At 72.7% G+C, this 14,594-nt stretch carries 12 protein-coding genes and 2 pseudogenes; 9 read left to right on the top strand and 5 right to left on the bottom strand.

The annotated features are described in order from the left end of the window. From ACIRR9_RS29830 to ACIRR9_RS29850, 5 genes and pseudogenes are all read left to right on the top strand, one after another. On the top strand, positions 1-157 hold a 157-nt coding region (locus ACIRR9_RS29830), incomplete at its 5' end, for a hypothetical protein (protein WP_403758464.1). Between the two features lie 31 nt (positions 158-188). Continuing rightward, positions 189-1,202 carry a type I glyceraldehyde-3-phosphate dehydrogenase gene (gene gap / locus ACIRR9_RS29835; protein WP_403757960.1) on the top strand — a complete coding sequence of 338 codons (1,014 nt, stop codon included), beginning with the start codon at positions 189-191 and terminating at the stop codon, positions 1,200-1,202. 132 nt (positions 1,203-1,334) lie between these two features. Beyond that, positions 1,335-4,028, top strand: a complete 2,694-nt coding sequence (locus tag ACIRR9_RS29840; protein ID WP_403757962.1) for a GNAT family N-acetyltransferase — start codon at positions 1,335-1,337, stop codon at positions 4,026-4,028. Positions 4,029-4,047: 19 nt separating this feature from the next. Continuing rightward, positions 4,048-4,780, top strand: a pseudogene (locus ACIRR9_RS29845) (CBS domain-containing protein). Between the two features lie 16 nt (positions 4,781-4,796). Then, positions 4,797-5,312, top strand: coding sequence for a flavodoxin domain-containing protein (locus tag ACIRR9_RS29850; protein WP_403757965.1), 516 nt, complete (start codon positions 4,797-4,799; stop codon positions 5,310-5,312). 261 nt (positions 5,313-5,573) lie between these two features. Here ACIRR9_RS29850 and ACIRR9_RS29855 read toward each other — a convergent pair whose 3' ends face one another. After that, on the bottom strand, positions 5,574-6,155 hold the full coding sequence (locus ACIRR9_RS29855; protein ID WP_403757968.1) for a hypothetical protein: 582 nt from the start codon (positions 6,153-6,155) through the stop codon (positions 5,574-5,576). 343 nt (positions 6,156-6,498) lie between these two features. On the opposite strand from ACIRR9_RS29855, the gene ACIRR9_RS29860 reads away from it, so the two are divergent. Further along, a complete protein-coding gene (locus tag ACIRR9_RS29860; protein WP_403757970.1) occupies positions 6,499-7,566 on the top strand; it encodes a zinc-dependent alcohol dehydrogenase family protein in 1,068 nt (355 codons plus the stop codon). A 98-nt stretch (positions 7,567-7,664) separates the two neighbouring features. Here ACIRR9_RS29860 and ACIRR9_RS29865 read toward each other — a convergent pair whose 3' ends face one another. The 4 genes and pseudogenes from ACIRR9_RS29865 to ACIRR9_RS29880 all read right to left on the bottom strand — a co-directional run bounded on the left by ACIRR9_RS29865 (position 7,665) and on the right by ACIRR9_RS29880 (position 10,373). Next, a complete protein-coding gene (locus ACIRR9_RS29865) occupies positions 7,665-8,120 on the bottom strand; it encodes a pyridoxamine 5'-phosphate oxidase family protein (RefSeq protein WP_403757973.1) in 456 nt (151 codons plus the stop codon). 181 nt (positions 8,121-8,301) lie between these two features. Next, positions 8,302-8,688 carry a hypothetical protein gene (locus tag ACIRR9_RS29870; protein ID WP_403757975.1) on the bottom strand — a complete coding sequence of 129 codons (387 nt, stop codon included), beginning with the start codon at positions 8,686-8,688 and terminating at the stop codon, positions 8,302-8,304. Between the two features lie 44 nt (positions 8,689-8,732). After that, positions 8,733-9,137, bottom strand: a pseudogene (locus ACIRR9_RS29875) (putative PEP-binding protein); the annotation flags it as partial. A 570-nt stretch (positions 9,138-9,707) separates the two neighbouring features. Beyond that, positions 9,708-10,373, bottom strand: a complete 666-nt coding sequence (locus ACIRR9_RS29880) for a CBS domain-containing protein (RefSeq protein ID WP_403757978.1) — start codon at positions 10,371-10,373, stop codon at positions 9,708-9,710. Positions 10,374-10,656: 283 nt separating this feature from the next. Between ACIRR9_RS29880 and ACIRR9_RS29885 the strand changes: the two genes are divergently transcribed. The 3 genes from ACIRR9_RS29885 to ACIRR9_RS29895 all read left to right on the top strand — a co-directional run bounded on the left by ACIRR9_RS29885 (position 10,657) and on the right by ACIRR9_RS29895 (position 14,460). Continuing rightward, complete coding sequence (locus ACIRR9_RS29885) at positions 10,657-10,866, top strand: hypothetical protein (RefSeq protein ID WP_403757980.1); 210 nt, start codon at positions 10,657-10,659, stop codon at positions 10,864-10,866. Between the two features lie 214 nt (positions 10,867-11,080). Next, complete coding sequence (locus ACIRR9_RS29890) at positions 11,081-11,932, top strand: universal stress protein (protein WP_403758467.1); 852 nt, start codon at positions 11,081-11,083, stop codon at positions 11,930-11,932. A gap of 128 nt (positions 11,933-12,060) precedes the next feature. Continuing rightward, positions 12,061-14,460 (top strand): glycoside hydrolase family 65 protein, encoded by a 2,400-nt coding sequence (locus tag ACIRR9_RS29895; protein ID WP_403757983.1) that lies wholly within the window; start codon positions 12,061-12,063, stop codon positions 14,458-14,460. The last annotated feature ends 134 nt before the right edge of the window (positions 14,461-14,594 follow it).

Genomic DNA, 14,594 nt, shown 5'->3' on the forward strand with positions numbered 1-14,594 from the left:
CCTGGTCATGGACGTCATCGACCGTGTCCCCGGTCTCGCCGTACGCGCCGCGGCCGTACGTCAGCAGATGGCCGACGCCCGCACCCGCCACCAGGTCTGGATCCGCGAGCACGGCACCGACCTGCCCGAGGTCGCCGACTGGACCTGGACCGCCTGAACACCGCTCACCGGAAAAGGAGTTCGTCATCATGACCGTACGTGTCGGCATCAACGGCTTCGGCCGGATCGGCCGTACCTATCTTCGCGCGGCACTGGATCGTGCCGATGCGGGTACCCAGGAGCTCGACGTCGTCGCGGTCAACGACGTCACGTCGCCGGCCACCCTCGCCCATCTCCTGGAGTACGACTCGACGTTCGGGCACATCGGGCGCCGCGTCGAGCACGTCGCCAGTTCGATCACCGTCGACGGGCGGCGCATCGCCGTCACCTCGGAGCGCGACCCGGCCGCCCTGCACTGGTCGGACTACGGCGCCGGGATCGTCGTCGAGTCCACCGGCCGCTTCCGGGACCGCGACTCCGCCGCCCTGCACCTGAAGGCGGGCGCCCACACCGTGCTGCTGTCGGCCCCCGGCAAGAACGTGGACGCCACCATCGTCATGGGCGTCAACGACGGTGTATACGACCGGCGGCGCCACCAGATCGTCTCCGCCGCATCCTGCACCACCAACTGCGTCGCCCCGATGGTCAAGGTCCTCGACGAGGCCTTCGGCATCGAACGCGGGGTGATGACCACCATCCACGGCTACACCAACGACCAGTCCCTGCTCGACGGCCCGCACAAGGACCTCCGGCGGGCCCGCTCGGCCGCCCTGAGCATCATCCCGACCAGCACCGGCGCCGCCCGCGCGGTGGGCCTGGTGGTGCCCGAGCTCGCCGGCGCGCTGGACGGCATCGCGGTCCGGGTGCCCGTCGAGGACGGCTCGCTCACCGACCTCGCCGTGGTGCTGGAACGCGAGGCGACCCCGGACGAGATCAACGCCGCGTTCTCGGCCGCCGCCGAGGGGCCCCTCAACGGCATACTGCGGGTGTCCAAGGCTCCGATCGTCTCCCGGGACGTCATCGGCGACCCCTCCTCCTGCGTCTTCGACCCGGCCCTGACCCAGGCCAACGGCACCCTGGCCACGATCTTCGGCTGGTACGACAACGAGTGGGGTTACACCAACCGGCTCCTCGACCTCACTGCCCTGGTCGCCGAGGAGTGAAGCCCGCCGGGGCGAGGACGTCCGGGGCGGGGTGAGGGCCGATCGGCCTTCACCCCACCCCGGACAGCCCATGGGATCACGGGCGCCCACGCCGGATGCTCGAAGTACCGACCGGTTCGGAGGAGACCCGCCATGACGGACTACCTGCTCGACCGAGTTCCCGCCGCCCATGCGCTGCTCGCGGACGGGACCACCATCTGTATCCGCTCCGTGCTGCCAGGCGACCACGACCGGCTGCAGCGGTTCTACGACGACATGTCGCCGGAGAACCTCCGCCTGAGGTTCTTCGGGCTGAGCCCTCGCTCGGCCGCCATGGCCGCCGACCGGGCCTGCACGCCCCGCCCCGGCTACCGGGCCCTGCTCGCCGAGGCCCAGGGAGCCGTGCTGGGCCTCGCCGAGTACGACACCGGCGGCAAACCGGGCCCGGCGGAGATCTCCATCGCCGTCGCCGACGGACTGCACCACCGAGGGGTCGGTACCCTGCTGATCGAGCACCTGGTCTCGGCGGCCCGCGCGGCCGGTATCGACACCTTCACCGCCGACGCGCTCAGCGAGAACCGCGAGGTGCTCCGGCTCTTCACCGACCTCGGCCTGCGCACCTCCCGCCGTTTCGAGGGTCCGGAGGCGCGCTGCACCATCCACCTCGACGAGGACGACACCTACCTGTCGGCCGTCGAGGCCCGCGGCCGCTCCGCCGACGTGGCGAGCCTCAAGCCGCTGCTGTGCCCGGACGCGGTCGCCGTCGTCGGCGCGGGCCGCACCCCCGGCTCGGTCGGCCGGGCAGTCCTTCACCACCTGCACTCCGGCGGCTTCACCCGTCGCCTCTTCGCGGTGAACCCGAACGTGACGTCGGTGCTCGGCGTGCCGTCCTACCCCAGCGTGCACGCCCTGCCGAAGACCCCGGACCTCGTGATCATCGCGGTGTCCGCCGCAGGCGTACCGGCCTGCGCCGAGGAGTGCGGCAAGGCCGGTGTCCGCGCCCTGGTCGTCGTCACTTCGGGTCTCGACGCCGCCCAGGCGCGGGCGCTCCTGGCGGCCTGCCGCACCTATGGCATGCGCCTGGTCGGCCCCAACTGCCTGGGCATCTCCCACCCGGACCCGGACCTGCGCCTCGACGCCACGTTCGCCGCCGGCCATCCACGCCCCGGCAGCGCCGGAGTGGCCGCACAGTCCGGAGGCATCGGCATCGCCCTGCTCGACGGGCTGTCCCGACTGGGCATCGGCGTGTCGTCCTTCGTCTCGCTCGGCGACAAGTACGACGTCAGCGGCAACGACATGCTCCAGTGGTGGGAGACCGACGGCCGCACCGACCTCGCCCTGCTGCACCTGGAGTCCTTCGGCAACCCCCGAGCCTTCTCCCGCACCGCCCGCAGGGTCGCCCGCCGGCTGCCGGTGCTGACCGTGGACGCGGGACGCTCACAGGAAGGCCGCAGGGCCGCCGCCTCGCACACGGCCGCGGCCGCCACCCCCACCATGACCCGCCAGGCGCTGTTCACCCAGGCCGGCATCACCGCCACCCGCTCGGTCGGTGAGCTCCTCGAAACGGCAGCGCTGTTGTACTCCCAGGTGCTCCCCGAAGGGACGCGCGTAGCGATCGTCACCAACGCGGGCGGGGCGGGCGTGCTGGCCGCCGACGCCTGCGCCGAGGCCGGCCTCGTCCTGCCGCCGTTCACGCCCAAGGCCGTCGACGAGCTGGCCACCGTGCTGCCGGACGGCGCCTCCTGCGGCAATCCCCTCGACGCCACGGCCGCGGTGAGCGAGGAAGAACTCAGGCGGTGCGTCGACCGGCTCATCGGAAACCCGGGCGTCGACGCCGTGCTGGTGGTCCTCGTCCCGACGGCGGTCGCCGCCGCCACCGGCGACGACCTCGTCCGGGCCCTCACCTGGGCGCCCGGCCGCCGGACCAAGCCCGTCGTCGCCGTGCGCCTGGAGCAGGACCTCCCGGTGAAGCTGCTGCCGGCCCTCGATGACGGCACGATCCCCAGCTACGCCGAACCGCAGGCGGCCGCTCGCGCGCTGGCCCACGCGGCCCGCCGCGCGGCCTGGCTGGCCCGCCCCGCCGGCACCGTCCCGGTCCTCGACGACATCGACACCGAACGGGCCCGGACGCTGGCCGACGCCTACCTCGACGCCCACCCCGACGGCGGCTGGGCGGACCCGCGGACCTGCGCCGACCTGCTCGCCTGCTACGGCATCCCGCAGCTCCGCTGGGCCTGGGCCGAGACGGAGGACGACGCCGTACGCGCCGCCGAACGACTGCGCGGTGCCGACGGCCGGGTGGTGATGAAGGCCCACTGGCCGGGCCTCCTCCACAAGAGCCGGGAACGCGCGATTTATCTCGACCTGCGCGGTGAACACCAGGTCCGGGCCGCCTTCCGCGACCTGGAGACCCGTTTCCACGGCCTGCTGACCGGAGTGGTGCTCCAGCCGCTCGCCGATCGCGGCACCGAACTGTTCGCGGGTGTCGTCCAGGACGAGGTCTTCGGCCCACTGGTCCTGTTCGGGCTCGGCGGTACAGCCACGCAGGTGCTCGCCGACCACGCAGCGCGGCTCGCTCCGCTCACCGACCACGACGTCCACGACCTGATCACCGCCCCGCGCTGCGCGCCCCTGCTGTTCGGCACGAACGGCGCCGGGCCGGTCGACCTGGAGCGCCTGGAACAGCTGTTGCTACGGCTGTCCCGGATGGCGGAGGACCTGCCGCAGCTGGCCGAGGCCGACTTCAACCCGGTGCTCGCCGCACCCGGCGGGGTCACCGTGCTCGACGCACGGCTCCGTCTGCTGCCGCGCCACCCCAAGGACCCCTATCTGCGCCGGCTGCGCTGAAGCCGAGGAGGGAACAGACATGAAGCACGACAAGGTGGGCTCCGTGATGACCACGGACGTCGTCCACGCCACCTACGCCACCCCGTTCAAGGAGGTCGCGCGGCTCCTCGCGGACCACCGCATCAGCGGACTGCCGGTGCTCGACGACGACGACAAGGTCATCGGGGTCATCTCCGAGACGGACCTGATGGCGCGCCAGGCGGCCACCCCGGTCCCCTTCGGGAACAAGCGCCGCACGCCGTCGTTCGGACAGCTGACCCGCGGTGCCCGGCGACAGGCCGGCAAGGCCAAGGCCCGCATCGCCGGGGAACTGATGTCCGAACCCCCGGTCACCGTGCACGCCGAGGACACCATCGTCGAGGCAGCCCGCACCATGGCCGCGCGGCAAGTGGAACGCCTCCCCGTCCTCGATGTGGAGAACCGGCTGGTCGGCATCGTCACCCGGCGCGACCTGCTGACGGTGTTCCTCCGCCCGGACGCGGAGATCCGCACGGAAGTCGTCGACGAGGTGCTGGTGCGGGCCCTGTGGCTGTCGCCCCGCACCGTCGAGGTCTCCGTCACCGAAGGTGTCGTCACGCTCACCGGCCATATGGAACGCAGGACCGAGACCGAGATCGCCGTTTCCATGACCCGCCAGATGGACGGCGTGGTCGATGTGGTCGACAAGCTGACCTACCACCTCGACGACACGCGCATCCGTCCGGAGCAGGACCCTGCGCGGCGCGGCTGACGACCGGCCACGCTGGCTGTAAGAGGAGGCACGTGGCCATGACGGGCAGTGTGCTGGTCACCTACGGGACCACGAACGGATCGACGGCACGGATCGCGGAGACCGTCGCGGCCGTCCTGCGCAAGGACGGCCTGACGGCGGAAGCCCGACCGGCCGGAGCCGTCACCGACCGGACGCCCTACGGCGCGGTCGTGGTCGGCGGCGCGCTGTACGCCGGCCGCCGGCACAAGGACGCCCGGCGCTTCGTGCGCCGCCACCGCCGCGCGCTCGCGAAGCGATCGCTGTGGTTCTTCAGCAGCGGCCCGCTCGGCGTCTCCGCCGCGGCCTCCGGGGACATCCCGCCGGTGCGCGGGGTGCGGCGCGCGATGACGGAACTGGGCGTCCGGGGCCACGCCACCTTCGGCGGCTGCCTGGAGGAGGGCGCCAAGGGCTGGTTGGCGCAGCGGATCCTTCGCTCGGGAAACGGCGGGGACTTCCGGGGCTTCGCGGCGATCGAGGCCTTGGCGGCCCGCGTCGCCGGGGAGCTGCGGGGCGCCGAGACGGACGACGAGTGAGAGGCGAGAGACGTCAGAGAGCGGCCGACGGCCGCTCCTGACGCATGTGCTACGACGACGGTACGACGGCCAGGGGGCAGGCGGCCCCGGGGGAGCGGGGCCCCGGCGACGGATCCCCAGCCGGCGGTGAGAGGGAGCGGCCGATCACGATCCCGGGCACGGGCACGGTCGAGGACGAAGTCGATCGCGGCCCCCGCGGGATCGCGGGGGCCGACGCCGAGCACCACGTCCGAGCGGTGGCCCAGGTGCGGGCGCCATCGATCAGCCCGTCCGGTGTCCCCAGCTCGGTCCGACGAGATCCCACTCCCGCCCCCACAGCGCCGTCCGCCGTTCGTCCAGCCGCCAACGGGCGACGGCTCCCGCACCCAGTGCGGCGCCCGCCACGGCGGCCACGGCCAGCGCCCCCAGAACCCCTGCCTCGATGCCCGCCTCCGTCGCGCTCGGCGGTTCGGCGACCAGGTCTCCCCGGCCGTCCTCCCAGGCCATGACCGAAGTCCCGGCGCCCAGGTCCGCGTCCACCCGGGTCAGGCCGGTGCGGAGGGATCCGTCGGGTGCCGTCCACCGCACCGTGGCCATCCTGCGATCGTCGGCCACCCCGCCGGTGCCGGTGCTCTTCGGCACATCGGTGAGGAGCACCGCCTGGACGGGCCGGCGCTCGGCCCGCTGCTGTGCGAACACCTGGTCGGCGGCCTGGGCCGTCACCACGCCGGCGACGGCGCCGCCCACCGCGATGAACGCCCACATGGCCAGGACGATCCAGGCCTCGACGATGTCGTCGTGCCGCCGCAGCGGGTTGTCCCGCCACCGCCACAGCCGCTTCTTCCCGGTCTTGGCTCCGCGCATCGGACCGTACCCCCTCCTCGTCGTCGTGGTGACGTTTCCGAAGGTGGCAGCCGGTGTGCCGACCGGGTATGGGCCGGACAGGGGCCACCACGGGGCCGCTCGGACTCGACTTGCGAGTGGGAAAAGGCCGTTCAGCCCTTCCGCGCTGTCGAGGCCGACGGCCGGGGTGGCGTGCGGGGCAGCGCGAAGGCGCTGCCCTGCCCCGTGCGGCACGCGGCGGGGGCCGGACGGCCCAAGCGCGTCCTCGCAAGCCGGGACAGGATGGAGCTGTGGGGCAGTCCGGCGTCTTCCCGGCGTCCGTCGATCCCCGGCCCCGCAGCGGACCAAGGACGGTGAGCGCGACATGAAAGCCTTCGTCTTCCACGGCCCCGGGCAGTCCGCCTGGGAAGAGGTCCCCGATCCCGCCGTCAAGGAGCCCACCGACGTCGTCGTGCGCGTCGACGCCGTCACGATCTGCGGGACGGATCTGCACATCCTCAAGGGCGACGTCCCCGAGGTCCTGCCCGGCACGGTCCTGGGTCATGAGGCCGTCGGCGAGATCGTCGAGATCGGCGGCGACGTGCAGACCGTACGGCCGGGCGACCGGGTGCTGGTCTCCTGCATCACTTCCTGCGGGCGCTGCTCCTACTGCCGCGAGCGGATGTACGGCCAGTGCCGGGGCGGCGGAGGCTGGATCCTCGGCCACCTGATCGACGGCACCCAGGCCGAGTACGTCCGCGTCCCCCATGCCGACCTGTCCGTCCACGCGCTGCCCGGCGCGCTCGACAGCAGGGACGCGGTGCTGCTCGCGGACATCTTCCCCACCGCCTACGAGGTGGGCGTCCTGAACGGGCGGGTGCGCCCCGGCGACACCGTCGCCGTCGTCGGCGCCGGTCCCATCGGCCTCGCGGCGATTGCCACGGCCCGCCTGTTCTCACCCGAGCGGATCATCGCGATGGACCTGGCCCCGGCCCGGCTGGAGGCTGCCCACCGGTTCGGCGCCGATGCCGTGGCCGACGTCCACGAGGCCCCCGCGCAGCTGGTGGCCGACCTGACCGACGGGCTGGGCGCGGACGTGGTGATCGAGGCGGTCGGAGTGCCCGAGAGTTTCGAGCTGTGCACCCGCATGGTGCGGCCCGGCGGCCACGTCGCCAACATCGGCGTGCACGGCAGGCCGGCCACCCTGCACCTCGAAGAGCTGTGGATCAAGGACGTGACCATCACGACCGGCCTGGTGGACACCCACTCCACACCGACCCTGCTGCGGATGGCCGCCGCCGGCCGCCTGCCCACCGCGCAGATGGTCACCCATACCTTCCCGCTGAGCCGCATGGAGGAGGCGTACGACGTCTTCCGCCGGGCCGGCGAGACCGCCGCGCTGAAGGTGGTCCTCGGTGGGGCCCTGCACGAGCTCGCCGTCCCCGCGGCCTGACGGGAGGACGGGACAGGGGCCGGCCGAACAGGTGAGGCCGGGCGAGGCCGACCGGACCGGCGACGTGTTCAGCGAGGGAGTACCTCGTGACCGGCCGCTCAGCCGTCGTCGCCGACGAGGGCGATGCCGGTCACCAGGTCGGGGCGGATCCGGACCGCGTGTTCCATGGTCCTGTTCAGCCATGGACGCAACAGCCGCTCATAGCGGGCGAGTTCGCGTGGATCGGTCACCAGGCGTGCGTAACCGGTGACCACCACGCTCCAGCCCAGGTGGGTGTCGGGATCGATGGTGTCCGCTTCGTAGGCGACCACGACCCCGGCGCCGTCGGCCTGCCGGGTGCGGGAGGTCAGGGCCGCGCTCTCGTGGGTGCGGATGACGATGTCGCCGTCGACCAGCACATGGTTGACAGGGCGGACGGTGGGCAGCGCCTGCCGGGTGAAGACGATCCTTCCCAGGGAGACCGAGCCCAGCAGTCGCAGCGCCTCCGCGCTGTCGAGCTCGACGCTCCTGCGCGCATTCGGCGAAGGGGCGGGTGCGCTGTCGTCGTTCGCCATGTCGGGCTTCCGTCGGTGAGTCGTCCCTCGGCGCGGCGGACATGCCTCGCCGAGATGGTGCGGAGTGGTGGTACGGGCGGAGCGGCACCGCGGGGGATCGGTGCCGCTCCTGACCCAACTCTCTCCCCGGCCGCGCTGCGGCGCAGGTGCCGTTGGTCCCGCGTCCTGGGCCGATCGGCCCTTACGTGGCGGACCGGGTGCCGTCGTCCGATGCCTCGGGCCCGCCGCGCCATGGTGGCGGCGCGGCCGACCTGCGGGCCGTGTCCGTGCGGTGCGCCTCCGCCTCCGCACGGGCCCGCACCCTGTCCTCAAGCCGGTCCCCGAGTTCGTGGGCGGTGGGCTCCTCCGCGTGTACGACGACCACGGTCCCGGCCACCAGGAGCCGGGCCGTCGCCGACCACGGCCGCCGGACGTGCGGCGCGGCGGCCCGGACGACGGTCAACGTGCCCTCGGCGGGCGGGAGTCCGAGCCGCTCGAAGGCCGCGTCGACCTTCGAGCGAACATAGCCGAGCGCATCCTCGTCCACCTCGCCCTGGGCTCGCATGCGTACGGCGTCCCTGATGGTCATGTGCGCCACGTCCTTTCGGTTCTTTCGCTCACTGTGAGGGGTGTTCACCGGCTGTCGCCGACGCCGGTCGTCTCGGGAAGGGCGGCCCGTCCGGCCTCCAGCCGGGCCACCGGGACACGGAAGGGCGAGCACGAGACGTAGTCCAGTCCCGCCTCGTGGAAGAAGTGCACCGACTCGGGGTCGCCGCCGTGTTCGCCGCACACGCCGATCTCCAGGTCGGGTCGCGCCGCACGGCCCTCGTCGACGGCGATCCGGACCAGCCGGCCCACGCCCTCGCGGTCGATCGTCTCGAACGGCGAGGCGGCGAAGACGCCACGGTCGAGGTAGGCGGAGAAGAACGCCGCCTCGACGTCGTCGCGCGAGAAACCCCAGGTGGTCTGGGTCAGGTCGTTCGTACCCAGCGAGAAGAACGTGGCCTCCGCGGCGATCCGGCCCGCGGTGAGCGCGGCCGGGTCATCTCGGCCAGGTTCGCACCCCTGCCGCCGAGCGACTCGGCCATGTCACGGCCGCCCTCGGCGAAGTCGTACACGTATCGGACCATGACACCGGTCTCCTCCGTCTTGCTCGGGGCTGGTTTCAGCTCAAGCGTCGATCGGCCGGGGCCGCTGGGGCAGATGCTGTCCGTCCCCATCGGAGGGCCGACCGGCCCACCTGAACCTGACCCGTTCGAGTCGGAAGGATCCGGAGCTCCGCGGTGGAAGGCTCCGAAGCGGCTGCCGTACGGCTGCCACAGTGCAGGCTCGACGACGAGCCGCTACGGCACGATCGCCCGCTGCGTCCGGCTGCCCGCGGGCGCCAGGAGCGATGAGGCGACGGCGGAGTACAAGGACGGTGTCCTGACCATCCCCGTGCGGACGGGCTGACTCGGGGGGACGCCCCACCGCACGAGGTGTGCGCGGCCGGCGGTCACCGGCCGCGCACACCGTTGTGTCCGATCCGCCCGACGAGTCCCCTGACGAGTCATGGGCGCGCCCGGCGGTTGCCGATCCGCGCCCGGGGCGTCTTCTCATCACCGTGCGTCAGACGGTGTCGTTCCTGACGGAGACGGGGGCCAGCCGGCAGTGCACGTCGACCACGCCTTCCACGGCGCGGGCCAGGCGTTCGGCCACCGGCGCCAGCGCCGGGCCGTCGATCCAGCCGGTGAGGGTGACGACCCCCTCGGCGACCTCGACCCGGATATGGTCCGCGGAGATCGGGAACAAGTGTTCGATAACCTGCTGGCGTACCTCCTCGGCCAGTTCCTCGTCCTCGCGGAGGAACACCTTGAGCAGGTCCGCACGGCTGACGACGCCTTCGAGCATGCCCACGCCGTCGACGACGGGCAGCCGCTTGACCCTGCGCCGGGCCATGATGCGGGCGGCCTCGGCCAGGGTGGCGTCGGCGTGCACGGTCACCGCGGGCGCGCTCATCAGCTCCCCGGCGGTCACCCCGCCGGCCTTGGCGAGGTCGGCCAGTCGGTCCCGCTGGGTGAAGCGGTCGGGATCGCTGTCGCGGAACTCCTCCTTGGGCAGCAGGTCGGCCTCGGACACGACGCCGACCACCCTGCCCTCGCCCTCCAGCACGGGAAGGGCACTGACGCTCCACTGGTCCATCAGCGTGACGACGTCCTTGAACGGCGCGTCACGGCCGACGGCGACGGCGGTGTGGGTCATCACGTCGCTGACCGTGTGCGGGCTGCCGTGCATGATTGCCTCCTCGGTTCCCTGATCCCAGCGTGTGCCCGACCGGCCGCGGGCACCAAGGGCTGCCCGGACCCTCCCGAGGGGCTCTTCGGCCCGGGACTACGGCGATCTCCTCCCCGGCCGGACCGGCACTCCCCGGTGCGGGACCGTGCAGGCCTTGGGCCGGACGGCCCCCGGCCGGGGACGGTCTGCGCCGTCGCGCGGACCGCTCGGCTCAAGCGCCCTCGGTGTCACAGGAGTTGGCTGCGAGTGAGGGGAACGATCCCCACGAGGGAGGGCGAGGGCAGTGGGTACGAGCCTCACGACGGAGTTCTGGGAACGCTTCTCGGTCCTGCTGGTGGTGGCGCTGGCCATGACGGCGATCCTCACCGCGGTCTTCACCACGCTGTTCGACGCGCTCACCGCCTGGCTGAGCGGCCGGCGGCCGCACCGCACCACGCCACCGATCCCGCATCCGCGCATGCCGTCCGACCGGCCGACCCCAGCGCACCACTGAACCCGAAGGGCCCGGTGCCGCGCACATGGAGCGGGCGGCACCGGGCCTGCGGCGCCGTGGCGGCGGCTTCGAGCCGCGGCCGCCCGCCCGCGGGGGCTGAGCGGGTACGCCAACGGGCCGAGTGGCCCCTCCTGCCGGCCGGCCACTGGTGCGAAGGTGGATGGAGGGTCCACCTGCCGCGCGAGGTGGCAGTCCGAGGAAGGCGGTGGGGATGATGACACTTCCCCTGGTCGTAGGCGTCGACGGATCGGACGGCAGCCTGCAGGCGGTCGACTGGGCGGCGGCCGAGGCCGCCCGCCACGACGTCCCGCTACGGGTGGTGTACGCGTCCCTGTGGGAGCGCTACGAGAGCGGCGTCCCCGAGGTCGGTCAGGAGCGCCCTTCCGAACGTGTGTCGGCCGAGCACATCGTCGCCTCGGCGGCCGACCGCGCGGCCCGGCGCGCCCCGGACGTGAAGGTCACCACCGACATCCTTCCCGAGGACGCGGTCGACGCCCTCCTGCACGAGGGGAACAACGCCTCCCTGGTCGTCACCGGATCGCGGGGCAGGGGCGAGCTGAAGGGACTGCTCCTCGGCTCGGTCGGCCTGGCGGTCGCGGGCCGGGCACACTGCCCGGTGACCGTGGTCCGCGGTGACAAGGCGGGCCTGGCAGGCACCCATGAACGGATCCTGCTCGGCGCCGGTGACCCGGAGAGCGGCGATGCGGCCGCGCGCTTCGCCTTCCGCGAGGCGGCGGTGCGCGGATGCGCCCTGGACGTGGTCCGCGCCTGGCGTCGTCCCATGACGGTGGAGGAGCCTGCCCGGGAAGCCGAGTCGCAGGCCTCGGCGCTGCTCGACGCGCTGCTGCGCGAACCCATGGCCGAGTACCCGGACGTCCGGGTGCGCTCCGTGGCGGTCGAGGGCCCGGCCCACCGGATCCTGGCGAACCGCTCGGCCGCCGCCGACCTCGTCGTTCTGGGCTCCCGTCGCCGGCGCGGCCACCGCGGTCTGCAACTCGGCCGGGTCGTCCACGCCCTGTTGCACCAGGCTGACTGCCCGGTCGCCGTCGTACCGCAGGCAGTGTGATCGTCGTATCCGGTGCACTGGTGAGGGGTTGCCGATGACTGCTCGGGACCACGGCTGTTCACCCGGCGGCGGCTTGGTGCCGTCGTCGTACTCGACCTCGAAGAGCCGGTCGTGAGGGGAGTACCGCAGTGACGTGGGAGTACGGCGGCTACGTGCCCGCCGACGAGCGGCTCAGGGAGTCGTTGTGCACGCTCGGGAACGGCTACTTCGCCACCCGGGGCGCACTGCCCGAGTGTGCGGCGGACGACGTGCACTACCCCGGCACCTATGTCGCCGGCTGCTACGACCGGCTCACCACGGACGTCGCCGGACACCGGGTCGAGAACGAGGACATGGTCAACCTCCCGAACTGGCTGCCGCTGCGATTCCGGCTCTCCGGCGGGGACTGGCTCACCCCGGACACCGCACCCGTGCTGGACCACCGTCAGATCCTGCACCTGGGCGTCGGGGTGCTGGAGCGCCGGACCCGCTACCGGCTCGGCGCCGGGCGGGTGCTGTACGTCCGCCAGAGACGACTGGTGCACATGGGGGACCCGCATCTCGCGGTCCTGCGAACCGAGTTCACCGCCGAGGGCTTCGCCGGCGAGCTGGAGGTCGAGGCGGCGCTCGACGGGGACGTCCGCAACGCAGGGGTGCCCCGCTACCGAGACCTGGACGGCCGCCACCTGGCCCGCGTACGCACCGGTACCGCCTGTGCGGACACGGTGTGGCTGCGCTGCCGCACCCGCACCGCGGACATCCGGATCGCCATGGCCGCACGACTCACCGCGGACGTCCCGGTCTCGGTGGGAAACGGCCCCCTGAGAGCCGTCCAGCGGCTGAGGCTGCCGCTGACGCCCGGTCGTACCCGCACCGTCGACAAGACCGTCGCCCTGCACACCTCCCGCGACCCCGCGATCGCCGACCCCCTGGGGGCCGCCGTCGACCGGATCGGCGACGCTCCCGGATTCGACGCGCTGCTCGATACCCATCGGAATGCCTGGGACCGACTGTGGCGCCGGACCGCCCTCGACGTCCCCGGGAAGGCGGGCCGCATCCTGCGGCTGCACCTCTTCCACGTGCTGCAGACGCTCTCCCCGCACACCGCCGACCTGGACGTCGGTGTGCCGGCGAGGGGGCTGCACGGCGAGGCCTACCGGGGGCATGTCTTCTGGGACGAGCTGTTCGTCCTGCCGTTCCTCGACCTGCACTTCCCCGAGGTCTCCCGCGCCCTGCTCCGCTACCGGCACCGGCGCCTGGACCGGGCCTGTGCCGCCGCCCGCGCGATCGGCCGCCGCGGCGCGATGTACCCGTGGCAGAGCGGGGCCGATGGACGTGAGGAGTCGCAGTCGCTGCACCTCAACCCGCGATCGGGACGCTGGCTGCCGGACCACTCGCACCTCCAGCGGCATGTCGGCTCCGCGGTCGCCTACAACGTGTGGCGGTACTGCGAGGCGAGCGGCGACACCGAGTTCCGGCACACCAAGGCCGCCGAGATGCTCCTGCAGATCGCCCGGTTCTGGGCGGACTCGGCCACCTGGGACGACCACCTCGACCGGCACCGCATCCGCGGCGTGGTCGGTCCCGACGAGTACCACGACGCCTACCCCGGCGCCCGGGAACCCGGCCTCGACGACAACGCGTACACCAACGCCACCGCCGCCTGGGTCCTCACCCGCACCCTGGAACTGCTGGACACCCTGCCCGAACCGCGCCGCCGCGAACTCACCGAACGCACGGGCCTGGAAGACGCCGAACTCCAACGGTGGGAGCACGTGTCCCGCTCCCTCCACATCCCCTTCCACGACGGCGTCATCAGCCAGTTCGAGGGCTACGGCGACCTGGCCGAACTCGACTGGGACGGCTACCGCGAGCGGTACGGCGACATCCGCCGTCTCGACCGGATCCTGGAGGCCGAGGGGGACACCGTCAACCGCTACAAAGCCTCCAAACAGGCCGATGTCCTGATGCTCGGCTACCTCTTCTCGCCCGCCGAACTCCACACACTCTTCAGACGGTTGGGCCATGAACTCGACGAGGAGACCTGGACGCGCACGGTCGACCACTACCTGCGCCGCACCAGCCACGGCTCCACCCTCAGCGGCCTGGTCCACGGCTGGATCCTGGCCCGTTCCCGACGCGCGGACGCCTGGACGTTCGTCCAGGAGGCCCTGCGCGGCGACATCGCCGACGTCCAGGGCGGCACCACCGGCGAGGGCATCCACCTGGGCGCCATGGCGGGCACCCTCGACCTCGTCCAGCGCGGGCTGACCGGGCTGGAGACCCGCGAGGGAGCGCTCTGGTTCGACCCGGTGCCGCTGCCGGAGCTGTCGTCGTATGGCATGTCCCTTCGCTACCAGGGACATTGGGGTGTACGGCTGCGGCTGACGCGCGGGCGGCTGGAGGTCACCGTGCCGTCGTCCGACGAGGCGCCGATCGACATCCGGCTGCCGGACCGTGCGGTGTGCGTCGAGCCGGGGGACACCTGTGTGCTGATGCTCCCGGACCACGGCTCTCGCCCCGGGCACGGGCCGACCGGCCCCGGGTGAGACCGGGCGGCCCCTGCCCGCCGCGGGACGCTGGTACCGGGAGAAGCCCCTTACCAGGAGGTGTCGTCATGGTGCCGTGTGTCGTCGCCGGAGTCGACGGGTCCGCACAGAGTCTGGCCGCCGCCTGGGGGTAC

The sequence above is a fragment of the Streptomyces sp. NPDC101234 genome (assembly GCF_044767525.1).
Classification (GTDB): Bacteria; Actinomycetota; Actinomycetes; order Streptomycetales; family Streptomycetaceae; genus Streptomyces; species Streptomyces sasae.